Annotated in this window: 22 protein-coding genes and 2 tRNA genes; 11 read left to right on the top strand and 13 right to left on the bottom strand. The window is 69.7% G+C overall.

The window, feature by feature from the left end; all coding sequences use genetic code 11:
* Positions 1-103 precede the first annotated feature (103 nt).
* The 6 genes from aceE (at position 104) to HF323_RS10160 (ending at position 7,698) form a co-directional block, all read left to right on the top strand.
* Positions 104-2,833 carry a pyruvate dehydrogenase (acetyl-transferring), homodimeric type gene (gene aceE / locus HF323_RS10185; protein WP_169582470.1) on the top strand — a complete coding sequence of 910 codons (2,730 nt, stop codon included), beginning with the start codon at positions 104-106 and terminating at the stop codon, positions 2,831-2,833.
* 8 nt (positions 2,834-2,841) lie between these two features.
* Positions 2,842-4,059, top strand: coding sequence for a helix-turn-helix domain-containing protein (locus tag HF323_RS10180; RefSeq protein WP_169582469.1), 1,218 nt, complete (start codon positions 2,842-2,844; stop codon positions 4,057-4,059).
* Positions 4,060-4,143: 84 nt separating this feature from the next.
* Positions 4,144-5,061, top strand: coding sequence for an ACP S-malonyltransferase (locus tag HF323_RS10175; RefSeq protein WP_169582468.1), 918 nt, complete (start codon positions 4,144-4,146; stop codon positions 5,059-5,061).
* A 16-nt stretch (positions 5,062-5,077) separates the two neighbouring features.
* Positions 5,078-6,079: a beta-ketoacyl-ACP synthase III gene (locus HF323_RS10170; protein ID WP_169582467.1), complete on the top strand. Its 1,002-nt coding sequence runs from the start codon at positions 5,078-5,080 to the stop codon at positions 6,077-6,079.
* Between the two features lie 73 nt (positions 6,080-6,152).
* Complete coding sequence (locus tag HF323_RS10165) at positions 6,153-6,401, top strand: acyl carrier protein (protein ID WP_169582466.1); 249 nt, start codon at positions 6,153-6,155, stop codon at positions 6,399-6,401.
* Between the two features lie 58 nt (positions 6,402-6,459).
* On the top strand, positions 6,460-7,698 hold the full coding sequence (locus HF323_RS10160) for a beta-ketoacyl-[acyl-carrier-protein] synthase family protein (protein WP_169582465.1): 1,239 nt from the start codon (positions 6,460-6,462) through the stop codon (positions 7,696-7,698).
* A 145-nt stretch (positions 7,699-7,843) separates the two neighbouring features.
* Here the strand turns inward: HF323_RS10160 and HF323_RS10155 are convergent, their stop codons facing one another.
* Positions 7,844-8,347 carry a DUF3145 domain-containing protein gene (locus HF323_RS10155; RefSeq protein WP_169582464.1) on the bottom strand — a complete coding sequence of 168 codons (504 nt, stop codon included), beginning with the start codon at positions 8,345-8,347 and terminating at the stop codon, positions 7,844-7,846.
* 190 nt (positions 8,348-8,537) lie between these two features.
* Positions 8,538-9,311 carry a hypothetical protein gene (locus HF323_RS10150; protein WP_169582463.1) on the bottom strand — a complete coding sequence of 258 codons (774 nt, stop codon included), beginning with the start codon at positions 9,309-9,311 and terminating at the stop codon, positions 8,538-8,540.
* Positions 9,312-9,532: 221 nt separating this feature from the next.
* Here HF323_RS10150 and HF323_RS10145 point away from each other — a divergent pair, with 221 nt between their 5' ends.
* The 3 genes from HF323_RS10145 to HF323_RS10135 all read left to right on the top strand — a co-directional run bounded on the left by HF323_RS10145 (position 9,533) and on the right by HF323_RS10135 (position 12,001).
* Positions 9,533-11,539 carry a DUF262 domain-containing protein gene (locus HF323_RS10145; RefSeq protein WP_169582462.1) on the top strand — a complete coding sequence of 669 codons (2,007 nt, stop codon included), beginning with the start codon at positions 9,533-9,535 and terminating at the stop codon, positions 11,537-11,539.
* 30 nt (positions 11,540-11,569) lie between these two features.
* Positions 11,570-11,643, top strand: a tRNA-Ile gene (locus HF323_RS10140).
* Positions 11,644-11,698: 55 nt separating this feature from the next.
* On the top strand, positions 11,699-12,001 hold the full coding sequence (locus HF323_RS10135) for a hypothetical protein (RefSeq protein WP_169582461.1): 303 nt from the start codon (positions 11,699-11,701) through the stop codon (positions 11,999-12,001).
* Here HF323_RS10135 and HF323_RS10130 read toward each other — a convergent pair whose 3' ends face one another.
* Positions 12,002-13,081: a DMT family transporter gene (locus HF323_RS10130; RefSeq protein ID WP_169582460.1), complete on the bottom strand. Its 1,080-nt coding sequence runs from the start codon at positions 13,079-13,081 to the stop codon at positions 12,002-12,004.
* Positions 13,082-13,123: 42 nt separating this feature from the next.
* On the opposite strand from HF323_RS10130, the gene def reads away from it, so the two are divergent.
* Positions 13,124-13,690: a peptide deformylase gene (gene def, locus HF323_RS10125; RefSeq protein WP_169582459.1), complete on the top strand. Its 567-nt coding sequence runs from the start codon at positions 13,124-13,126 to the stop codon at positions 13,688-13,690.
* A gap of 56 nt (positions 13,691-13,746) precedes the next feature.
* Here the strand turns inward: def and HF323_RS10120 are convergent.
* From HF323_RS10120 to dusB, 5 genes are all read right to left on the bottom strand, one after another.
* Positions 13,747-13,819 (bottom strand) — tRNA-Asn (locus HF323_RS10120).
* A gap of 63 nt (positions 13,820-13,882) precedes the next feature.
* Positions 13,883-14,668, bottom strand: coding sequence for an ATP-binding cassette domain-containing protein (locus tag HF323_RS10115; protein WP_169582458.1), 786 nt, complete (start codon positions 14,666-14,668; stop codon positions 13,883-13,885).
* A 49-nt stretch (positions 14,669-14,717) separates the two neighbouring features.
* Entirely contained in the window at positions 14,718-16,583 is a 1,866-nt protein-coding gene (gene dnaG, locus HF323_RS10110) for a DNA primase (RefSeq protein WP_169582457.1), read from the bottom strand.
* The gene (locus HF323_RS10105; RefSeq protein ID WP_169582456.1) at positions 16,583-17,923 is read right to left on the bottom strand and encodes a deoxyguanosinetriphosphate triphosphohydrolase; all 1,341 of its coding nucleotides are present in this window, start codon (positions 17,921-17,923) and stop codon (positions 16,583-16,585) included. Before HF323_RS10105 ends, dnaG begins: the two co-directional genes overlap by 1 nt.
* Entirely contained in the window at positions 17,913-19,088 is a 1,176-nt protein-coding gene (dusB, locus tag HF323_RS10100) for a tRNA dihydrouridine synthase DusB (protein WP_211160440.1), read from the bottom strand. Before dusB ends, HF323_RS10105 begins: the two co-directional genes overlap by 11 nt.
* Before the next feature lie 52 nt (positions 19,089-19,140).
* Between dusB and HF323_RS10095 the strand changes: the two genes are divergently transcribed.
* A complete protein-coding gene (locus tag HF323_RS10095) occupies positions 19,141-19,644 on the top strand; it encodes a glutathione peroxidase (protein ID WP_169582454.1) in 504 nt (167 codons plus the stop codon).
* Positions 19,645-19,708: 64 nt separating this feature from the next.
* On the opposite strand, the gene HF323_RS10090 is transcribed toward HF323_RS10095, so the two are convergent.
* The 5 genes from HF323_RS10090 to recO all read right to left on the bottom strand — a co-directional run bounded on the left by HF323_RS10090 (position 19,709) and on the right by recO (position 23,699).
* A complete protein-coding gene (locus HF323_RS10090; protein ID WP_169582453.1) occupies positions 19,709-20,389 on the bottom strand; it encodes a DsbA family oxidoreductase in 681 nt (226 codons plus the stop codon).
* Between the two features lie 46 nt (positions 20,390-20,435).
* Positions 20,436-21,413, bottom strand: a complete 978-nt coding sequence (locus tag HF323_RS10085) for a hypothetical protein (protein ID WP_169582452.1) — start codon at positions 21,411-21,413, stop codon at positions 20,436-20,438.
* Positions 21,413-22,051: a hypothetical protein gene (locus HF323_RS15285; RefSeq protein WP_188241686.1), complete on the bottom strand. Its 639-nt coding sequence runs from the start codon at positions 22,049-22,051 to the stop codon at positions 21,413-21,415. Before HF323_RS15285 ends, HF323_RS10085 begins: the two co-directional genes overlap by 1 nt.
* A gap of 98 nt (positions 22,052-22,149) precedes the next feature.
* Complete coding sequence (locus HF323_RS10075) at positions 22,150-22,962, bottom strand: isoprenyl transferase (RefSeq protein WP_169582451.1); 813 nt, start codon at positions 22,960-22,962, stop codon at positions 22,150-22,152.
* Positions 22,959-23,699 (bottom strand): DNA repair protein RecO, encoded by a 741-nt coding sequence (recO, locus tag HF323_RS10070; protein WP_169582450.1) that lies wholly within the window; start codon positions 23,697-23,699, stop codon positions 22,959-22,961. The genes HF323_RS10075 and recO overlap by 4 nt, the downstream gene beginning before the upstream one ends.
* Positions 23,700-23,729 lie beyond the last annotated feature (30 nt).

The following is a 23,729-nucleotide window of genomic DNA, read 5'->3' as shown; positions in this document are numbered from 1 at the left end:
ACTGGGTAGGCTGAGAGATGGTGCGTTGTGCACGGTGAACAAAGCCTGCACCGCTCCGGTAGCGATTACCTGGCACGATCTGCCAGACGACGAAAGGTCATCTGTGACTGTCAACGATCAGGATCCGTACTCGCAGGACCCCCTCGACAGCGATCCCGATGAGACCTCCGAGTGGCAGGAATCCCTCCAGCAGCTCGTGCAGGCGAAGGGCCACGGACGTGGCCGAGAGATCATGCTCAGCCTTCTGCAGACCTCGCACGAGCTGCAGCTGAACGTGCCCCAGGTTCCGACGACGGACTACATCAACACCATCGCGCCCGACAACGAGCCCGAGTTCCCCGGTGACGAGGAGCTGGAGCGCCGATACCGCCGGTGGCTGCGCTGGAACGCGGCGATCACCGTTCATCGCGCGCAGCGCCCAGGAATCGGCGTCGGCGGCCACATCTCCACCTACGCCTCGTCGGCCTCGCTGTACGAAGTGGGGTTCAACCACTTCTTCCGCGGCCTCGACGACCCCAACGGCGGAGACCAGGTCTTCATCCAGGGCCACGCCTCGCCCGGGATCTACGCGCGTTCCTTCCTCGAGGGCCGCCTCTCCGAGGACCAGCTCGACGGCTTCCGTCAGGAGAAGTCCAAGGCGCCGGACGGCATCCCGTCGTATCCGCACCCGCGTCTCATGCCGGAGTACTGGCAGTTCCCGACGGTCTCGATGGGTCTTGGGCCCATCAACGCCATCTACCAGGCGATGACCAACAAGTACCTCACCAACCGCGGCATCAAGGACCTCTCCGAGTCGCGCGTCTGGGCCTTCCTCGGCGACGGCGAGATGGACGAGGTCGAGAGCCGCGGCCAGCTGCAGGTGGCCGCGAACGAGGGCCTCGACAACCTGACCTTCGTCGTCAACTGCAACCTGCAGCGTCTCGACGGCCCGGTGCGCGGCAACGGCAAGATCATCCAGGAGCTCGAGAGCTTCTTCCGCGGTGCCGGCTGGAACGTGATCAAGGTCGTGTGGGGCAGCGGGTGGGACGAGCTGCTCGCGAAGGACACCGACGGTGCCCTCGTTCATCTCATGAACACCACGCCCGACGGCGACTTCCAGACCTACCGCGCCGAGGACGGGGCCTTCATCCGCGAGCACTTCTTCGGACGCGACGAGCGCACGGCCGCACTGGTGAAGGACTGGTCCGACGAAGACATCTGGGGCAAGCTGCGCCGCGGTGGCCTGGACTACCGCAAGGTGTACGCCGCGTACAAGGCGGCGAGCGAGCACAAGGGCCAGCCGACGGTCATCCTGGCGAAGACGATCAAGGGCTACGGCCTCGGTCACCACTTCGAGGGACGCAACGCGACCCACCAGATGAAGAAGATGACGCTGCAGGACCTGAAGTACTTCCGCGACTCGATGCGCATCCCGATCACCGACGCGCAGCTCGACGAGAACCCGTACCTGCCGCCGTACTACAACCCCGGCGCTCAGGACGAGACGATCCAGTACATGCTGGAGCGCCGGCGCGCCCTCGGCGGTTTCCTTCCGGAGCGCCGCAGCCACCACGTGGGGCTGCAGCTTCCGGGCGACGACGCGTACGCCCTTCCCAAGAAGGGCTCCGGCACGCAGGAGATCGCCACGACCATGGCGTTCGTCCGACTGCTGAAGGATCTGCTGCGCTCGAAGGACTTCGGCCACCGCATCGTGCCGATCATCCCGGACGAGGCGCGCACGTTCGGCATGGACGCCTACTTCCCGACCGCGAAGATCTACAACCCGCACGGCCAGAATTACACCTCGGTCGACCGCGAACTGCTCCTGGCCTACAAGGAGAGCCCGCAGGGCCAGATCATGCACGTCGGCATCAACGAAGCCGGCGCCGCCGCGGCGTTCACCGCCACCGGAACCTCGTACGCCACGCACGGCGAGCCGCTCATCCCGGTCTACGTCTTCTACTCGATGTTCGGGTACCAGCGCACGGGTGACGCGTTCTGGGCGGCAGGCGATCAGATGACCCGCGGTTTCATCATCGGGGCCACGGCCGGTCGCACGACCCTGACCGGCGAGGGTCTGCAGCACGCCGACGGCCACTCCCACCTCCTGGCCGGCACGAACCCCGCCACGCTCTCGTACGACCCCGCGTACGGCTATGAGATCGCGCACATCGTGCGTGCCGGCATCGAGCGGATGTACGGGGGCAACCACCCCGACCCCAACGTGATGTACTACCTCACGGTCTACAACGAGCCGCTCGTTCAGCCGGCCGAGCCGGAGAACGTCGACGTCGAGGGCATCGTGCGAGGCATCCACCGCATCTCGCAGCCCGAGGGTGACGGTCCGCGCGCGCAGATCCTCGCCTCGGGCGTGGGCGTGCCGTGGGCGCTCGAGGCCCAGCAGCTCCTTCGCGACGACTGGGGCGTCCAGGCCGACGTCTGGTCGGTCACCTCGTGGAACGAGCTGCGCCGCGACGGCCTCGCCGCCGACGAGCACAACTTCCTGAACCCGGGTTCCGAGCCGCGCACGGCGTACATCACCGAGAAGCTGCGCGACACCCCCGGCCCTGTGGTCGCGGTGAGCGATTTCATGCACGCCGTCCAGGACCAGATCCGCCCGTGGGTGGAGCACCGCTTCGTCACGCTCGGTGCCGACGGGTTCGGATTCTCCGACACGCGTGCGGCCGCGCGCCGGTACTTCAAGATCGACGGACCTTCGATCGTGGTCCGCACGCTGCAGGCCCTCGCAGCCGACGGCACCGTCGACCGCGGCCTCGCGGCGCAGGCGATCGAGAAGTACCGTCTGCATGATGTGACAGCCGGCACGAGTGGGAACGCCGGCGGCGAGAGCTGACCGGAGCGATGCCCGCCCCCGCCTCGATGGACAAGACCGAGACGCTCGCCTGGCTCAGGCGAATCTCGGGCGACCTCGCGACCGCGACCATCAAGCGACTCGAGGACACGCTCCCCTGGTACGCCGACATGCCGCCGGCTCGCCGGTCGGCTGTGGGCCTCGTGGCGCAGGCGGGCATCACCTCGTTCATCTCGTGGTACGAGGATCCGACCTCGACGCCGTGGATCGCGGCCGACATCTTCGCCGTCGCACCGCGTGAGCTGCTGCGGTCGGTGAGCCTGCAGCAGACGCTGCAGCTGATCCGGGTGACCGTCGAGGTGACCGAGGAGCGCGTGGCGGGTAAGGGCGAGCACCTGCGCGAGGCGATCCTGCTGTACTCGCGCGATGTCGCGTTCGCGGCCGCCGATGTCTACGCACGCGCCGCCGAGGCCCGCGGACTATGGGACGCCCGGCTGGAAGCGCTCGTCGTCGACTCGATCCTCACGGGCGAGGCCGATGAGGAGCTGCCGAGCCGGATCGCCGCCCTCGGCTGGCACGGGCACGGTGAGGTGGCGGTGCTCGTCGGCACCACGCCGCCGCAGTTCGACATCGATCAGCTTCGCCGTACCGCGCGCAAGCTCGGCGTCGATGTGCTGATCGGCGTGCAGGGATCGCGACTGGTCCTCGTGCTCGGCCGCGCAGAGCCGCCGACGCGACCCGACGACGTTCCCGTCGACCTACCGTTCACCGAGATCGCCAAGCGCCTCGAGCCGGGGTTCGGTCCCGGGTTCCTGGTGCTCGGGCCGACGGTTCCCGCCCTCGTCGACGCGGGTCAGAGCGCTCGCGCCTCGCTCGCGGGATTCGCCGTCGCGCGGGCGTGGCGCCACGCGCCACGGCCCGTCGAGGCCGACGATCTGCTCCCCGAGCGCGCACTCGCCGGTGATCCGCTGGCGAAGCTGACCCTCGTGGACCGCATCTTCCGCCCATTGCAGGCCCACAGCGCCGATCTCGTCGCGACCCTGTGGAGCTATCTCGACAACGGGCGCTCGCTCGAGGCCACGGCGCGCGAGCTGTTCGTCCACCCCAACACGGTCCGCTACCGGCTCAAGCGCGTGTCAGAGGTCATCGGCTGGGACGCGACCGGGCCTCGCGAGGCTCTCATCCTGCAGACGGCCCTCATTCTGGGGTCGATCGGCACGGATGCCACGCGCCGCCGCAGCCCGCAGGCGCGCCGCCCCGCACACTGATCTGTGAGGCTCACACAAAGCCTTCGATCATTCTTGTGAGGCCATCGCCAGAAGGCCCTGCGTGATCCTTGGCAGGATGGACGAGTGAGAATCGCCGTCTTCCCCGGCCAGGGCTCCCAGTCCCCCGGTTTCCTGTCCTCCTGGCTCGCCGTCGACGGCGCCGCCGAGCGTCTCGCACAGTACTCGGAGTGGTCCGGTGTCGACCTGGTCGCCGCAGGCACCGAGTGGGACGCCGACCAGATCCGCGACACGCAGGTCGCGCAGCCGCTCATCGTCGCGGCGAGCCTGCTGTCGTGGAACGCTCTCCCGGACCGAGCCGGGGTCGAGGGCGTTGCCGGCCACTCCGTGGGCGAGTTCGCGGCCGCGGCCGCCGCGGGGATCCTCTCCGAGCAGGACGCCTTGACCCTCGTCGGCATTCGCGGGCGAGCCATGGCCGAAGCGGCCGCCGCCGAGCGCACGGGTATGAGCGCGGTGATCGGCGGGGACGAGGCATCCGTCGTCTCCCGCCTCGAAGAGCTCGGCCTCACGCCCGCGAACTACAACGGCGGCGGTCAGCTGGTCGCGGCCGGCGCGCTCGATGCCCTCGCCCAGCTCACCGCCGAACCCCCGGCGGGCACGCGAGTGATCCCGCTGCAGGTCGCGGGCGCGTTCCACACGCGCTACATGGCGCCCGCCGTCGAGGCCCTGCGAGCCGCGGCAGCAGAGGTCGACGCATCCGACCCCCGGGTCACCGTGTGGAGCAACCGCGACGGCGCCGCGGTCGCCTCGGGAAGCGACTTCGTCGGACTCCTCGTGGACCAGGTGGCCTCGCCGGTGCGGTGGGACCTGTGCATGGCGTCTTTCTCTGCAGCGGGTGTGTCGGGCATGGTGGAACTGTCGCCCGCGGGTACGCTCACGGGGCTCGCCAAGCGGGCTCTGCGCGGCGTCCCCGCCGTCGCGGTCAAGTCCCCCGACGACCTCCAGGCGGCCGCCGCGCTCCTCAGCGGCGCTGCCGACGCATGACCGGAGAGAACCCCGCATGACTCCCACTCTGATTCAGCCCACCGGCGCCGCCCACACGCGCATCTACGCGTACGGCGCGGCTCGCGGTGAGATCGCGGTCCCCAACGACGACCTCGTCGGCCCCATCGACTCGAGCGACGAGTGGATCCGCCAGCGCACGGGCATCATCACGCGCACGCGCGCCGTCCCCGAGACCGACGCGATCGACCTCGCCTCCGATGCGGCCCGCGAAGCGATCGAGAAGTCCGGAGTGGATGCCTCGAAGATCGACGCGGTCATCGTGGCGACCATCAGCAACCCCAAGCAGACGCCGTCCGTCTCGGCCATCGTCGCTGACCGCGTCGGCTCCAACCCGGCCGCCGCGTACGACCTCAACGCCGCCTGCGCCGGCTTCGCGTATGGCGTCGCCCAGGCGGACGCGCTCATCCGTGCCGGGGCCGCGAACTATGCGCTCGTCATCGGCACGGAGAAGCTCAGCGACGTCGTCGACCCGACGGACCGCAGCATCTCCTTCCTCCTCGGCGACGGCGCGGGAGCGGTCGTCATCGGCCCGAGCGACACCCCGGGCATCGGTCCGACCGTGTGGGGCTCCGACGGATCCAAGGCCGACGCGGTCGGAATGAACCACACCCTCACGGAGTTCCGCGACGGCCTCGCCCCGTGGCCCACTCTGCGCCAGGAAGGCCCGACGGTCTTCCGCTGGGCCGTGTGGGAGATGGTGAAGGTCGCGCGTCAGGCTCTGGAGGCTGCGGGCGTCGAGGCATCCGATCTCTCCGCTTTCGTTCCCCACCAGGCGAACATGCGGATCATCGACGAATTCGCGAAGCAGCTCGGCCTTCCCGACACCGTCGTGATCGGCCGCGACATCGAGACCACCGGCAATACGTCCGCGGCGTCCATCCCCCTCGCAGCCCATCGGCTGCTCGAGGAGAACCCCGAGCTCAGCGGCGGGCTCGCCCTGCAGATCGGCTTCGGAGCCGGTCTCGTCTACGGCGCACAGGTCGTCGTGCTCCCCTGAGCCACCCCCACCCCGACCATAGACTTGTCCCCGGACCGCCCGGTCCGGAACCCCCGAGGAAGCAGGAGAAACCATGGCATTCAGCAGCGACGAGGTCCTGGCAGGGCTCGCCGAGCTCATCACCGACGAGACCGGCATCTCCGCCGACGAGGTCGCCCTCGAGAAGTCGTTCACCGACGACCTCGACATCGACTCGATCTCGATGATGACGATCGTCGTGAACGCCGAGGAGAAGTTCGGCGTCACCATCCCCGACGACGAGGTCAAGAACCTCAAGACCGTCGGCGACGCCGTCATCTACATCACGTCGAACCAGGCGTAGGACCACCCCGGTGGGGGCTGCCTCAGCCCCCACCGGTCAACACGAGGACTCGATCTCTATGAGCACACCCCGCATCGTCGTCACCGGCATCGGTGCGTCCACCCCCCTGGGCGGCACGGCACCCGAGAGCTGGTCGGCCCTCCTGGGGGGCGCGTCCGGCGCCCACACCCTCGAGTACGACTGGGTGCAGGAGTACCAGATCCCCGTGACCTTCGCCGCCGAGGCGAAGGTGCGGCCGAACACGGTCCTCGAACGGCCCGTCGCCAACCGGCTCGACCCCTCTGCGCAGTTCGCGCTGGTCGCGGCTCTCGAGGCGTGGGCGGATGCCGGCGAGCCAGAGGTCGCCCCCGAGCGCTTCGGCGTCGACTTCGCAACCGGCATCGGCGGTCTGCAGACCACTCTGGCCGCGTGGGACACGCTCAAGGAGAAGGGCCCGCGCCGGGTCATGCCGATGAGCGTCCCGATGCTCATGCCCAACGCTCCCGCTGCGGCGGTGTCGATGCACCTCGGCGCCCGCGCCTACGCCCGTACCGTGGCATCGGCCTGCGCCTCGAGCACCGAGTCGCTCGTGAACGCCTTCGAGACGCTGCGCCGCGGCGACGCGGATGTGATCATCGCCGGCGGTTCGGAGGCGGTGATCCACGGGCTCACGCTCGCGGCTTTCGCGGCGATGCAGGCGCTGTCCAAGCGCAACGACTCCCCCGAGACGGCCTCGCGGCCGTACAGCGTCGACCGCGACGGCTTCGTGATGGGAGAGGGCGCCGCGTGCCTCGTGCTGGAGACCGAGGAGCACGCCAAGGCTCGCGGCGCGAAGATCTACGCCGAGATCGTGGGCGGCGGCGTGACCGCCGACTCGTATCACATCACCGCCCCCGAGCCCGAGGGCCTCGGCGCCTCCCGCGCGGTGCGCCTCGCGCTCGAGCAGGCGGGTGCCACGCCCGACGAGGTGACGCACATCAACGCTCACGCGACGTCGACTCCCACAGGTGACATCGCCGAGTACAAGGCGCTGCTGAGCGTCTTCGGCGACCGCGTGCACGAGATCCCTGTCTCGGCCACGAAGGCGTCGCACGGCCACCTCCTCGGTGGAACCGGGGCGCTCGAGGCGATCTTCACGATCCTCGCACTGCGGGACCGTGTCGCACCGCCGACCATCAACATCTCCGAGCAGGACCCCGACATCCCGCTGCGGGTCTCGGGCGACCCCATTCCGCTCGGCGACGGGCCGCAGCTCGCGATCACGAACTCGTTCGGCTTCGGCGGCCACAACGCGGTCGTCGCGATCCGCTCGGTCTGAGCACGACACCGACCACGCGAAGACGCCCCCGGGAAGCCTCCGGGGGCGTCTGTCGTGTCAGGCGGGGATTCGCGTTCCCGCTGCCCGGGGTGTTCCGCCGAGCTTCGGTAGTGACGCCTCATCCCGCCCGAGTCTGTGGTGCCGGTCAGCCGACCTTGTGGAGCCAGACGACCGGCGCGTCGTCACTCGCGTGGCGGAAGGCCTCGAGCTCCTCGTCCCACGCCGCGCCGAGCGCGACCTGCAGCTCGCGATGAAGCTCGATCGCGTTGCCGCCGGAGACCTCCATCGCGTAGCGGATGCGGTCCTCGCCGATGACGACGTTTCCAGCGGTGTCGGTCTGGGCGTAGTGGATGCCGAGACCGGGGGTGTGCAGCCACCGGCCGCCGTCGCTGCGCGGCGTCGGGTCTTCCGTCACCTCGAAGCGGAGGTGCTCCCACCCGCGGATCGCGGTCGCGAGCGCGGCGCCGGTACCGGCGGGCCCCTCCCAGTAGAACTCCGTGCGCCGCGCACCGTGCAGGACGGGCTGATCGGCCCAGTCGAAGTTCACGGCGCGCCCGAGGGCGCGACCGACCGCCCACTCGAGGTGCGGGCAGAGTGCTCGTGGCGCAGAGTGAATGTAGATCACTCCACGCGCCTGCGGTGTCGCCATGATCTCTCCGTTTCATCAGGTGCGTCTTCCCCAACGACCTGACACGGACATTCCGGCGATTCTTCGGTTGTGGGGCCATTATCGCGCACACCCACCGGGAATCACAAGCGTGTGATTCGCCGCGTGTCGAGGCATCCGTTCACGACGAAGGCCCCGGCCGTGAAGCCGGGGCCTTCGAGGGAGCGTGAGGTCAGGCCTCGCTCATGACGTTGACCGCCTGCTGGCCCTTCGCGGCGTAGTAGGCGGCGCGCGCGGCGTCCTTGCGGGCCTGCTCGGCGTAGCCCGCCTCGAGGACGTCCTGCGGCACGTGGACGCTCTCGGTGTGGTTCACGCCGTTGTACTTCTCGATGTAGGCGTCGAGCTCGGGGCCCGAGGTCCACGACGTGATGAGGCAGTAGCGGGGCTCGGTGCCGACGTGCGTCGCCGCGTGCCAGAGACGCTGCGTGTCGATGATGAGCTGAGCGCCGGCGGGCAGCGCGATGCGCACCTCGCCCTCGGGGTCGGTGCGGTTCTCGCGGAGGACGAAGAAGCTGTCCTTGTCGTCGGTCAGGTTGAAGAACCCGCGCACAACCCAGCCGGTGCCGTCGGGGTTGAGGCGGTTGTTGTCGTCCTGGTGCAGGTTGTACAGGCACTCGCCGTACGGGGTCGGCTGAAGCTCGATCACGCGGCAGCGGCCGACGTTGGCGCCCGGCTCCTGGGCGCGGCGCGTGAGGTTGGGGGCCTTGGCGACCTGCGAGTCGATCCACACGCCGTCCTTGTCGGTGCGCGGCGGCTTGTGGTTCCAGAAGCCGTTGCACTCGATCTCGCCGAACGCGCTCGCGAGCGGCGCGAACCGGGTGTCGCCCGAGGACTTCCAGTCGTTGTACTCGATGTCGAGCCACTCCTTGGGATCGAGCTCCTGGTTGTAGCGATCGAGGACGACGTAGCCGGTCTCCTCGAGCGCAGCGGACTTGATGTAACCCATGACGGATTGCCTTTCGGTCAGCGGACCAGCACGTTTTTACAGGTCCAACTAAGGCAAGCCTACCTCGGAGGCCTCAGCGGGCCCGGTGGCGGAACCGTGAATAACCCCGCCGCTCCGGTGCGCTCCGGGCTTGCTCGAGACGCTCGATTAGACTCGACGACGGCGTGTCCGGCGGCCCTCGACCCCCGCGCCGTCGAGCTTCGAAGGAGCGGATCCAGGCGATGGTCAGTGCCACGAACGTCGACGCGACAGCGGTCAACACGGTCGGGTGGCTCTCGTCGGGCGATTGGACGATCGTCGTCCCCGTCTACCAGCGGCAGTACCGCTGGGACATCGGCGCGTGCGAGCAGCTGCTGAGCGACATCCGCGCGGTCGCCGACCTGGACGACCGGCACATGCACTTCATCGGCTCGATCCTGTCATCGCTGGCCTCACCGGGTGCCGACCCGGAGCTCGTGCTCATCGACGGCCAGCAGCGCATCACGACGCTCATGCTGCTGGTCGCGGCGCTGCAGCACACCGTTCGGGACACCGACCCCGCCCTCGCCGCCGAGCTCGGGCGCGTCCTCGTGCGCGCCGACTCCGACGACCGCACGAAGCTGCGTCCGCATCGTGCGTGGGCGGGCGTCTTCGAGACCGTGGTCCTCGACCGGCGCGCCGGCGACGGAGCCCGGGACTCGCGGTTCGACGACAACTACGCCTTCTTCCGCAGCCAGATCAGCTCCGACGAGGCACCGCGCATCTGGCGTGGTCTGCAGAAGCTCGAGCATGTGGCCATCACGCTCGGGACGGGCGCCAACGCGCAGCAGATCTTCGAGAGCCTCAACTCCACGGGCGAACCGCTGCGCGATCACGAGCTGATCCACAACTACGTGCTGATGGGGCTTTCGCACGCCGAGCAGCAGGAGATCGAGGCGGACTTCTGGGTGCCGATCGAGCGCAACACCGGCGATGCGATCGCGGCGTTCTGGCGGCAGTACCTCGTCATGAAGACCGGTCGCGAAGTGGTCGTCACCGGCGGCCGCGGCGTGTACGACACCTTCCGGCAGGTGTTCCCCCGTCTCGAGATCGGCGACCTGCGCCGATACGCGGCCGAGTGGCGAGAGTTCTCCGACATCTACCGCATCCTGCTCTCCCCTGCCGAGGAGACGGATGCCTCGATCTCCCGTCAGCTCGCCTGGCTCAACACCTTCGGCAGCGGCATGTACCCGTTGGTCATGCGGGTCTACCGCGACCATGCCCACGGGCGCGTGAGGGCCGATGAGCTGATCCGCACGCTCGAGCACCTGCAGGCGCTGCAGCTACGGCGTGCGATCGTCGGAGTCGGCAACGAGCGGCTCGTCGCGCGACTGTGCCGCGCGCGCGAGGAGGGGGCGGATGCCCTCGACGCGGCGATCGCGCGCATCTCGCCGTCGGACGAGCGGATCCGCGCGGCCTTGAAGTACTCGCCGCTCCCCCACCCCGCGTACGTCCTGAGCCGGCTCGCCGGCCTGGACTCCGCCGCGGGACTCGACGTGGAGCATATCTTCCCCGCCGCGCCGTCCGACGTGTGGACGGGTGACGGTCGACGGGAGTGGAGCGAGTACACCGAGGACGAGCAGAACAGCCACCGGGCCCTGGCCGAGACGATCGGCAACCTGGCGCTGCTCGAGGAGGAGTTCGCGATGCGCGCCCTCGACGCCTCGTTCCCCGACAAGCGACGGCTCTACGGGCGGAGCGCGGTCGATTCCACGCGCGAGCTCGCTCAGGTCGAGGCGTGGGGCACGGCGGCGATCTCGCAGCGGTCGGCGACTCTCGCCCAGCGCGTCGCCGAGGTGTGGGCACGGCCGATCACGACTCTCATCGACGACGACGGCCTGACCCCGATCCTCGACGCTGTCAAGCGCCGGGGCTGGCCGCCCGGGTGGCAGCGCGAGTGGGACTACGTCGAGTACCGCGGCGAGCACTGGGAGGTGCCCGACGTGAAGTACCTGTTCAACCGTGTCTTCAAGCGACTGTGGGCCGACTCGCGCGCCGACGTCGTGGCCTACAGTGATCGACGCGGCGGGCCCGTGTACAAGGACCAGTCGTGGAACGGGCAGTGGGACCGCCTCGACGACGACAACTGGCTCTACATGGGGTGGGACTCGAGCTACATGCTCACCGCCGTCCAGGGCGTTCTCGAACAGGCCGGAATCGCAGCCGAAGTCTTCGTCAAGTACTCCTACATCGGGGCCGCGATGAAGTGAATGTCGCCGAACGCTAGGCTCGGTGTGAAGGGGGCGGTGGCCAAGCTGGTCAAGGCAGCGGGCTCATAACCCGACGATCGTGGGTTCAAGTCCCACCCGCCCTACGTCGAGGGGTCGCCGACGAGCGGCACCTTCTCATGGTCGTGGAAGGATCACCTCGTGGACGCGCTCGGCTGGACGGTACTCGCCGGCCTCGCCGTGGCGACGGCCGTGGTCATCGCGCTCGCACCCCGATTCAAGCGGCACCACCTCCAGAAGCAGCTCGACGGCACGGCCGGAGGTTCCCTGGCCGGCGTCGGCTCCGGCTTCGACTCGGTGTGGCGCCCATCGGCCGAGGATGCCCACGCCGATTGGGAAGCGCAGGTGGAGATGCCTGCGCCGGCTCCCGCTCCCGGTGACAAGGGCCGCGTCGAGGACGGCCGGCTCGTGATCGAGGTCGCCGACGATCCGGAGCCTGCGTGATCAGCGCCCCGGATCGCCCTTGTCTTTGACGGGAGGATCCGGCCACACCTTGGCGACCGCCTCGGTGACGCGGATCGAGCCGGTCATCGGCTGTGTCGCATCGGCCCCCGGTTCGCTGCCGCGCACGATCGGCAGCTCCTGGCTGTCGCTCAGCACCTGCGGGTGATAGCGCGCGAGCTGCCAGACGCCCCACACCGCCACGGCGCCGACGGCCGCGAATGCGAGGTACACCCACAGCGGCGCACCGCTGGCCTCGCCGAGGATGAACAGGCCGATGAGGATCGCCACGATCGGATCGATGACCGTGAGCCCGGCGATGACGAGGTCGGGCGGACCCGACGCGTACGCGGTCTGCACGAAGTAGGCGCCGATGGCAGCGCCGAGGATCAAGGCGACCAGGCACGTGAAGGTCAGCCACTCGAAGTTGCCGTCCTTGATGCGCTCGATGATCACCTTGGCGAGCGTGGCGACGAAGCCGTACATGATGCCGGCCGCGGAGATGTAGAACAGCGCGCTCAGGCGCTGGCGCCGCCACAGCCAGAAGGCCCCGAGCACGATGGTGACCACCGCGAAGAGCACCAGGATCACGATCAGCTGCTGATCCGACACGGGCTTCTCGGTCGCGAAAAGCGCGGCGATCGTGACGAACACGAAGATGCCGCCGACGCACGCGCCGATCGCCCCGAGCGACCGCTTGGTCGGACGATGGCCGCTGATCTGGGCGTTGAGGAGCGTCGTGATCACGAGGGCGATCGCTCCCAGCGGCTGCACGACGATGAGCGGGGCGACCGCGAGAGCCGAGAGCTGGCAGACGATCGCGAGGGCGAGCATCAGGGTGCCGATGACCCAGGACGGGCGCGACAGCAGCTTCAGGAAGTGCTGGGGGTTGAGTCCACCTGTTCCCGTCGCGCCGGTGAGCTTCTCGACCTTGATGACGCCGCGGTGCTGGTATTGCGCGCCGAACGACATGAAGACGGCACCGAGCAGAGCGAGCGGGATGCCCACGAGGATGCCCGGGTTCTGGAATGCGCCGACCAGTTGGTCGCCCACATCCTGCAGCTCGTCCACCGTCAACACCACATGACGACACTAGCCGCAGCCCCCGCTCGATAGGCTCAAGGCGTGGCCGTTCTGCCGATTCGCATCATGGGTGACCCCGTCCTCCACGCCCCCGCCGGACGGGTCGAGGAAGTGACCGACGAGATCCGCGCGCTGGTCGCGGACATGTTCGAGACGATGGATGCCGCGCCCGGCGTGGGCCTGGCGGGACCGCAGGTCGGCGTGCCGCTGCGCATCTACACGTACTCCTATGCCGACGACGACGGCGCGCCGTGGCGCGGCGTGATCCTCAATCCTGAGCTCTGGATGCGCCCGCTCGATCCCGGCGACCCCGACCCCGACGAGGAGTCGGAAGGCTGCCTGTCGTTCCCCGGCGAGCGATTCCCGCTCCGGCGCTCCGACGAGGTACTCGTCACCGGCACCGATCTCGAGGGCGCGCCCGTGCGCATTCAGGTCGACGGCTGGCGCGCGCGCATCATGCAGCACGAGTTCGACCACCTCGACGGCATCCTCTACGTCGACCGCCTGGGCGACAGCGACTGGAAGACGGCGCAGAAGATCGCGCGCAAGCGAGGCTGGGGGCGGCCCGGCCACTCCTGGACGCCGGGCGTCGACGACATCGAAGCCTGACCGAGCGCGCTTCCGGCAACGAAGAAAGCCCCGGGGGTGGAGCCCCGAGGCTTTCGCTCCCCCACTTGGACTCGAACCAAGAACCTATCGGTTAACAGCCGATTGCTCTGCCAATTGAGCTATGGAGGAATGCTGTCCCGCTCGCGCGGGCAACCACACCATATTAGCAAACGCTGAGGTGTGCTCGTGACGTCAGGACGCCACCAGGCGGTGGTCGGCGTCGCTGCTCGGGGTCCACAGCAGGTCGCGCGTCCCATGGCCGTACGCGATCGCGTGACCGGCCTTCATCACCAGCACGTCGGCGTCGAGCTCCCTCACGACCTCGGACTCGTTCGTCACCACGAGCGCCGACATCCCGTACTCGCGCCGGCGCCGGATCAGCGCGTCGCGCGCCGCGTGACGCACCTCGATGTCCATGTTCGAGAACGGCTCATCGCCGATGAACAGCCGCGGCTGCAGCACGAGCGCGCGCGCCATCGCGACCCGCTGCCGCATCCCCGCGCTCAGCTCGTAGGGATACTTCGCCGCCGCCCCCAGCGGCAGCATCAGCTCGTCCAGCAGCGAGGCGACCCGCACCGACAGCGCCCGCTGATTGACCCGGCGGTCCCGGCTCGTGATCGGCTCGCCGATGACCTCGGAGACCGTCAGTCGCGCGGGAAGGTTCGCGCCCGCGCGCTGCGGCAGGTAGCCGGTCACGTACGTGTGCACCCGGTGGCCCCGGCCCGGATGGCGTACGGCGATTCCCTCGACGACGGCATCGCCGCCCACGACCGCCACGCCGTCGTCATCGGAGCCGGCCAACACGGCGGCGAGACTGGACTTGCCCGATCCGGTCGGCCCCATCACGGCGAGCGTTCCGCCGTGCGGGAGGGTGAACGAGAGGCCGTCCACGACGCGCTCGGTGCCCGCACGGCCGGCCCGTGCGATCGACAGGTCGCTGCATAGGATGGCGACCTCAGCGTCGCGGCGTCGGGACATGTCCTCATCCTGCCGTGCCCGGCCAGCGCGCGCCAGCGTCGATGTGCGGTCAGGCTTCCGCGGCCAGCTCCTGGCGCTGCGCATCCAGTTCGCGCAGGCGGATCCGGATGGCGCGTCCCTCGTCGGATGCCGCGGGCACGCGCTGGATCGCACCGAGCAGCTCGTTCTTCTCCCCCTCGATCGCGCGGATGACGAGGCGACGAGACAGGTCCGTGGTCGAGGACACCGCGGCCTCGTCGTCGAGCGCCGGGAAGTCGGCTGCGAGCAGCTCACCGCCGAGGGCTCGGTAGGGTTCGCGCACAGCACCGATGGCATCCATGGCCCACCCGGGGCGCTGCATGCCCGTCTGCTCGACCGCATGGGCGACGGCGTGGCGGACCGCATCGAGTGCCGGATGCCGGAACGGCAGCGCGACCGCACGCGCGACCACCTGCGGCTCGAGACGATGGCCGAACTGCAGGAAGCCCATCAGGGCGTCGCGCTCGAGCGTGACATCGGCGGTCCGCGGGAGGGAGGCGAGCGTCACGCGAACCAGGGGCTCACCGGGAGCAGCGTCGACAGGGAGCGAGGCATCCGGAGCCTGATCGCGACGCGCAGCACCGCGACCCGCGCGCTCGACCTCGCGCCGCACATCTTCGGTGTCCATGCCGAGCCGGCGAGCGAGGACGCGCACGTACTCCGGCTGCAGCAGCGCATCCCGGAGCTCGGCGACGACCGGGGCCGCTGCGCGAAGCGCGCCGACGCGGCCCTCGACGGAGGCGAGGTCGAAGCCGGTGATGCGCTGGTCGAGCACGAACTCGACCATCGGCACCTTGGTCTGCATCAGCGCGCGCACGGCGCCGTCTCCGCGCTGCAGTCGCAGGTCGCACGGATCGAGGCCCTCGGGGCCGGTGGCGACGTACGTCTGGGCGTTGAAGCGCTTCGCGTCGGCGAAGGCGCGCAGCGCCGCCTTCTGGCCGGCGGCATCCGGATCGAACGTGAACACCACCTCGCCCGCGGTCGAGTCATCGCCCATCACGCGCCGCAGGACGGTGATGTGGTCCGAGCCGAAGGCTGTGCCGCATGTTGCGATCGCCGTCGTGATGCCCGCCAGATGGCACGCCATCACGTCGGTGTATCCCTCGACGACGACCACCCGGTGATCCCTCGAGATGTCGCGCTTGGCGAGGTCGAGGCCGTAGAGGACCTGAGCCTTCTTGTAGATCGTCGTCTCGGGGGTGTTGAGGTACTTGGGGCCCTTGTCGTCATCGAACAGACGCCGTGCACCGAAGCCGATGACCTGCCCGGTCACGTCGCGGATCGGCCACACGACGCGTCCGCGGAAGCGGTCGTAGACGCCTCGCTGACCTTGCGACACCAGGCCGGAGTTCGTGAGCTCCTCGTCGGTGAAGCCCTTGGCCTTGAGCGCGTCGTGCATCGCCGACCAGCCCTTCGGCGCGTAACCCACCCCGAAGTGCGCGGCCGCACCGGCGTCGAAGCCGCGCTCTCCGAGGAAGCGGCGGGCGATCTCGGCCTCGGGCGAGAGCAGCTGGGCCCGGAAGAACTCCGCCGCCGCGGCGTTGGCCGCGTACAGGCGCGTCCGCCCGGTGTGCTCGGGAGCCGCTCCCCCGTCCTCGTAGTGGAGGGTGTAGCCGACACGCGCCGCGAGACGCTCGACCGCCTCGGTGAACGAGACGTGGTCCATCTTCGTGAGGAACGAGTAGACGTCGCCGGACTCGCCGCAGCCGAAGCAGTGGTAGAAGCCCGCCTGCGGGCGCACGTTGAAGCTCGGGCTGCGCTCGTCGTGGAACGGGCACAGTCCCTTCATGGCCCCCACGCCGGCGTTCTTCAGGGCCACGCGCTCCCCGATGATGTCGGCGATGTTGGTGCGCGCCTTGACCTCTTCGACGTCGGCCTGACGGATGCGTCCCGCCATCAGCGCGTCCCGGCGGCGCGGGCGGTGGGCGCCCAGATGCCCAGCGACGCGGCGTCGAGCTCGCCGACGAGCCGCCCGTGCCAGGCGATCGCGACCTGGTCGGTGAGGCTTGCGACCTGGTCGACGATGACACGGCGGCGCGAGGCATCCGTCTGCGCCGCCTCGAAATCGAGCGCATGCAGTGCGTCGAGCTCTTCGGGGCGGTCCCACAGCGCCGAGGCGAGGCGCTTGAGCACGCGGCGCTGCTCTTTGTAGAGCTCCTTGCGCCCCTCGATCGACACGACGACCGCTCCGATGGTGCCCTTGAGCACGGCCATCTCGGCCTCGACGACCCGCGGCACGACCACGTGAGCACGATAGCGGGTGAGCGCCGACATCCCGTAGGCGTCACGTGTCGCGGTGGTGGCCGCGCGCGCGAACCGCCCGATGAGATCGGACGTCAGATTCTTCAGCCGGGCAAGGGATGCCCGCGTGCCATCGAAGGACGTGATCCATTCCGGCATCCGCATGAGGCGGTACAGGGCGTCCTCGAGCTCATCGCGCGCGAAGTCGAAGCCCACCCACGACTGGATCGCCGTGAGCAGCGCCTGGTGCTCGGCGGGGTCGGCGAGCCGCGCCGGGTCGAGGTAGCCGTTGACGACGGCGTCCTCGAAGTCGTGGACCGAATAGGCGATGTCGTCGGAGAGGTCCATGACCTCGGCCTCGATGCAGCGCACGCGGCCCGGCGCGCCCTCGCGCATCCAGCGGAAGACGTCCTCGTCGTCGGGGTAGACCCCGAACTTGAGACGGCCCCCGGGATCGGGCAGCGGGTGCTCGGCGGTCCAGGGGTACTTGCAGGTCGCGTCGAGGCTCGCACGCGTGAGGTTGAGCCCGAACGTGCGCCCGGCGTCGTCGACCACCTTGGGCTCGAGGCGCGTGATGATCCGGAGCGTCTGCGCGTTGCCCTCGAAGCCGCCGATGGCTTCGGCCCACTCGTTCATCGCCCGCTCGCCGTTGTGCCCGAACGGTGGGTGCCCGAGATCGTGGCTCAAGCAGGCCGTGTCGACGACGTCGGGCGCGAGGCGCAGCGCCGTCGCCAGCTCCCGGCCGACCTGGGCGACCTCGAGCGAGTGCGTGAGCCGGTTGCGCGCGAAGTCGGCCGGACTCGCAGGACTGAGCACCTGCGTCTTGGCGGCCAGGCGGCGCAGCGCTGCGGAGTGGAGCACGCGCGCACGGTCACGCGCGAAGTCGTCGCGCTGCGAGCGGTGGCGTTCGGCGTGGAATCGGGCGGCGTCGGCATCGTCGTAGCCGGCCGGGCGCTCGGACGTGATGCCGACCGCGACCGCGCCGTCACCCGCCACTGTGGTCGAGCTCCGCTTCGGCGATGGCACAGGATGCCTCGGCGCTCAGCTCGCGCGAGTCGAGCCAGTGCTCGGGAAGGGCGGGTCGCTTGGGCGTGCCCGCGCGACCTCGCTGCCCCTCGGCGGCGGAGCCCGGGTACGGTGCCTCGAGGTCGAGGGTGGCGAGGAGGTCGTCGATCTCGACGAGGCTCGACACCGTCGCGAGCTGCGCGCGGAGCTCGCCGCCCACCGGGTAGCCCTTGAAGTACCAGGCGACGTGCTTGCGGATGTCGCGGCATCCGCGATCCTCGTCCTCGAAGAACTCCACGAGCAGCTCCGCGTGACGGCGGAACGCCTGCGCCACGAAACCCAGGGTCGCGTCGACCGGGGCGCCGGCGACGGCATCCGGGCCGCCCAGTTCTCGAGCGAGGTCACCGAACAGCCAGGGGCGACCGAGGCATCCGCGCCCGACCACCACGCCGTCGCAGCCGGTCTCATCCATCATGCGCGCGGCGTCGGCGGCCGACCAGATGTCGCCGTTGCCGAGCACCGGAACGCTCGTCACGACCTCTTTCAGCTGCGCGATCGCGGTCCAGTCGGCCTCACCCGAGTAGAATTCGGCGGCCGTGCGGGCGTGCAGGGCGACGGCGGCGACGCCGGCGTCCTGGGCGATCCGGCCGGCGTCGAGGTAGGTCAGATGGTCGGAGTCGATGCCTTTGCGCATCTTCACCGTCAGCGGGACCTCGCCTGCTGCGCGCGCCGCGCGCGTGACGATGTCGCGGAACAGCCCCAGCTTCCACGGCAGCGCGGCGCCGCCGCCCTTGCGGGTGACCTTGGGGACCGGGCATCCGAAATTCAGATCGATGTGGTCGGCGCGGTCCTCTTCGACCAGCAGGCGGACGGCCGCCTCGGTCGTGGCGGGATCGACGCCGTAGAGCTGGATCGAGCGCGGCGTCTCGGACTCGTGGTGCGTGATGAGCCGCATCGTGGTCGCATTGCGCTCCACGAGGGCGCGCGTCGTGATCATCTCGCTCACATAGAGTCCGGCGCCGTACTCACGGCACAGGCGGCGGAACGCCGTGTTCGTGATCCCGGCCATGGGTGCGAGCACGACGGGCGCGTCGAGCTGGATGGGCCCGATGCGCAGGGTCCGCGCGGGCGCGAAGGCAGTGGTCACGTCGTCCATTCTCCCAGAGGATTCCGACCGTTCGCCGAACCGGAGGCCATAGCCTGGGGACATGACCGAGGCTACCGCGACCGACCTCCGAAGCATCCCGTTCCAGACCGCCGACGGCGGCACCGCGACACTCGCCGACTACGGCGACAGCGTGCTGCTCGTCGTGAACGTCGCCTCGAGGTGCGGCCTGACGCCCCAGTACGAGCAGCTGGAGCAGCTGCAGCGCGCCTACGCCGACCGCGGATTCACCGTGCTGGGATTCCCCTGCAACCAGTTCTTGGGGCAGGAGCCGGGCTCGATGGACGAGATCCTCGAGTACTGCTCGACCACGTGGGGCGTGTCGTTCCCGGTCCACGACAAGGTGAAGGTCAACGGCGGCAAGGCCGCGCCGCTCTACAAGGCGCTCAAGCAGGCCCACGATGCCGAGGGCAACAAGGGCCGCGTGCAGTGGAACTTCGAGAAGTTCGTCCTCACGCCTGCGGGCCAGGTGCACCGGTTCCGTCCGAACGTGAAGCCCGACGACCCGGCCATCGTCGAGGTCATCGAGGCGAACCTGCCGCGCTGACGCCCCCACCGACGAGACAAGCCCCGCCGCGGTTCGCGCGGCGGGGCTTGGTGGTCTTCAGGGGTCACGCCCCGACGGGAGCGTCCTCCCGGTGCTCGGCCCACACCTGGCGGACGATCTGCGCGAATGCCTCCGCGGGCTGCGCACCCGAGACGCCGTACTTGCCGTCGATCACGAAGAACGGCACCCCGTTGATCCCATATGCCTGAGCCTGCGCCTGGTCGGCGCGCACCGCGTCGAGGAACCGCCCGCTCCGCAGAGCTTCCCGCGCGCCGTCTGCATCGAGACCGGCGTCGGCCGCGAGCGAGACGAGCTCGTCCTCTTGGCCGAGGTGGCGACCCTCGGTGAAGTACGCGGACATGAGGCGCTCGGCGAGCTCGTGCTGGCGTCCCTGCTCCTTCGCGAAGTGGAGCAGCTCATGCGCCTTCACGGTGTTGGTGTGCTTGAGCAGGTCGAAGCGGTACTCCAGGCCCGCGTCGGCCGCGACCCCAGTCACGCGCTCGAGCATCTGCTGCGCCTGATCACGCGAGATGCCCTTGTGGGTGGCGAGGTAGTCCGCCTCGCCGCCGTCGAAGTCGACGGGAGTGTCGGGCGACAGCTCGAACGAGTGGAACACGACCTCCACAGCGGGGGCGTCGTCGTCGACGGATGCCTCGGCGAGCCCCTTCTCGAGATTCCGCTTGCCGATGTAGCACCAGGGGCAGGCGATGTCGCTCCACACGTCGATCTTGATCGCATCCGTCATGTGAAGGACAACGGCGGAGCACCGGCCCTGTATTCCGGCGAATGCGTCAGCCCTCGTTCGGCGGGTCGGCGTCGGGAAGGAACCGGAAGCGCACGCGCACGTCGTCGTACGGCACCACGATGGTCGAGGCATCCGCCGACCATTCGTCGGGCACCAGGTAGAGCCGGCCGCCGCCCTGCGCGAGCAGTCGCAGGCCGAAGTACCGGTAGCCGAACGTCGGCGACGTCGCTCCTTCCGCGGCGGGATCGGACGGCGGCGGCTCCCCCAGCTCACGCAGCTCGATGGCGGCGTTGCCGGGATAGATCAGCTCCTTCGTATCGAGGACGACCGCCGGCAGCGTGCGCAGGTCTGCGGCCAGAGACCGCGCCTGCCCGCGGCCCCACCACTGGGCGAGCGTCGCGGTCGACCAGAAGGTTCCCGCCACGAGCACGAGCACCAGGAGGACGACGACGCTGCGCCCGATGCCGGACCCGCCCAGCGCCCTCACCGTGGACGCGGCGTAGGCGGCCAGCCCGGCGCCGAGCGCGAGCAGCAGCGGCGCGAGCAGCTGCGCGTAGTCCCGCCCGACGAGGACCGGGATGAGGAACGCCAGGGCAAGACCCGCCAGCAGGAGGCCGATGCCCGTCCAGGCGATGATCGCGATCAGGCGGCGCCGAGGGGCGGGGTCCGCGCCCTCGAGGTAGCGCCGCAGCCGGCGGTGGCCGACGATGAGACCCGCGGCCAGCAGCAGGAGGATCATCACGGGGACGAAGAGCGCCCCCGGGCTGCGCATGACGAACTCCTGCGAGCTCAGGCCGATGATGTCGACGTCGATGCCGAAGTAGCGGAAGAACTCCCGGGTGGACACGTAGCCGAAGTAGAACAGCAGCGCGGTGACGAGCGTCAGCGGCGCCACGAACGAGGAGAGGAAGCCCATCCACTTCTCGAAGCCCAGACCGCGCTCGCGCGGAGCGGCGGGCTCCTCGGCGGGGGCTCCGGCGGGCGCGGGAGCGGGTTCGGCCGTCGCCGACTCGTCGCGCGTCATCAGGCGCCTGCCGGGGTGTTCACGACCACCGGGGGGCCGGGGTCGACGTCGCGACCCGCCATCGCGTCGCACACCTCGACGGTGGGGCACTCGAGGGTGCCGATGAACGTGATGCCGGTTCCGTCGACGAAGTCGGGCCCGGGACGCACTTCGAGGCCGCAGTATGCCGTCGCGTTCGCGTCGAATGGCAGACCGAGACACGACGCCAGCGGCACGCCCGACTCAGGATTCGTGCCGCATGCGGCGCGGGTCACCTCGAGCCCGGCCGCATCGACGACGGGCTCGGTGAAGGTGAACCGCACACCCTCCGGCACGGGTTCGCTTCCGCCCCAGAACACCTGGAGGGTCTTGCACCAGACGCCGGCCGCGACGACCTCGGCCTCGCCCTGGTCGCCGTAGGCCGGTCCGCCGTACTGAGCGACCGGCCCGGTCCGGACGCGGTCCTGCGTCGGATCCTCCTCGTCCCCCGGTGTCGGGTCCGGCGTGGGTTCGGGTGTCGGGTCGGGCGTCTCGACGGCGGTCGGGTCGGTGTCCGCTCCGCCCTCGTCCGAGGTCGGTGCGCATCCTGTCATCAGGAGGGCGAGGGCCACGAGAGCCGCGGCGATCTGCGTCCTCCCGGTGCGAGGCAGAAGAGACATGGCACACCTCCTGACCGGCCGCGGCGGGCGGCGCTCATCAGTGAAGAGGACGCTGACGCTCGCAGGATACGCCCGGTGGGGGCATCCGGAACAGGGCCCTAGAGTGCGGGCGCTTCCGGCGTATCGACGGCGCCGCCGAAGCGACGGTCGCGATCGAGGTAGCGGCCGATCGCCTCCCAGAGATCGGCGCGCGAGAAATCCGGCCACAGCGTGTCGAGGAAGACGAACTCGGCGTAGGCGGATTCCCACAGCAGGAAGTTCGAGGTGCGCTGCTCGCCGCTCGATCGGACGAACAGGTCGACGTCGGGCATGTCGGGCAGGTAGAGCCGCTTCTGGATGAGCTTCTCGCTCACGGCCGACGGGCGGAGGCGTCCTGCCGCGACGTCGTCGGCGATGGAGCGCATCGCATCGACGAGTTCGACCCGACCGCCGTAGTTGACGCACATCGTGAGCGTGAGCACGTCGTTGCCGGCGGTGAGCTGTTCGGCGAACTGCAGCTCCTTGATGACGCTCGACCACAGGCGGGGCCTGCGCCCCGCCCAGCGCACGCGCACGCCCCATTCGTTGAGCTGATCGCGCCGGCGATGCAGCACGTCCCGGTTGAACCCCATCAGGAAGCGCACCTCGTCGGGTGAGCGCGACCAGTTCTCGGTCGAGAAGGCATACACCGACAGGTGCTTCACCCCCGCCTGGATCGCGCCTGCCACGACGTCGAGAAGCGCCGCCTCGCCCGCCTTGTGCCCTTCGACGCGCGTCAGCCCGCGACGGTTCGCCCACCGCCCGTTGCCGTCCATCACGATCGCGACGTGACGCGGCACCGCGCCCGGCGGGAAGGCGGGCGGATAGACGCCCGTCCAGTCGATCGGCCGATAGGGCACCGCATCGCGGTGCGTGAACGGCTGGGGAGTCATCGGTCGCCCTCCTGCGGTGCCGCGACGTGAGACAGGGAGCGGATGCCCCGCTCGAGGTGCCATTGGGCGTAGGCCGCGATGAGGCCGGATGCCGCGGCGCACGACGCTGGGGACGCGGCGTCCACCTGATCCCACTCCCCCGCCATCAGCGACTGCAGGAGCCCGGCGGTCTCGGGGTGGACGCGCGCCGCCCCGGTCGGTGCGCAGTCCCGGCACACCATGCCGCCCAGCTGCGCGACGAAGGTGTCGTGCGGACCGGGCGCGCCGCAGCGGGCGCACTCGCCGAGCCCGGGCGCCCAGCCCGACAGTGCCATCGCACGCAGAAGGTAGGAGTCGAGGACGCTGCGTGAGGCGTGCTCGCCGCGCGAGAGGGCGCGGAGCCCGCCGACGAGAAGGAGGTACTGCTGCGGTGTGGCCTCGGCCTCGTTCAGCCGGTCCGCTGCCTCGACCATCGCATGCGCCGAGGTGTAGCGATCGTAGTGGGCGGCGATCTCGGCGCCGTACGAGCCGAGCGACTCCGCTTGCTGCACGATGTCGAGCGAGCGCCCCTGGTAGAGCTGCACATCGGCCACCATGAAGGGCTCGAGCCGCGCGCCGAAGCGCGACGACGTGCGGCGAACACCCTTGGCGACGGCGCGCAGCTTGCCGTGGCGACGGCTGAGCATCGTCACGATCCTGTCCGCTTCGCCCAGCTTGTGGGTGCGCAGGACCACGACTTCGTCGCGGTAGGTGGGCACTCGTCAATTATGGGCGCCCCCACCCCCGCC

Origin of the sequence: Microbacterium sp. MF43 (assembly GCF_012847295.1) — a bacterium.
GTDB lineage: Bacteria > Actinomycetota > Actinomycetes > Actinomycetales > Microbacteriaceae > Microbacterium.
Note: the sequence above shows the minus strand (reverse complement) of the source record. Positions and strands in the feature narration are given on the sequence as shown.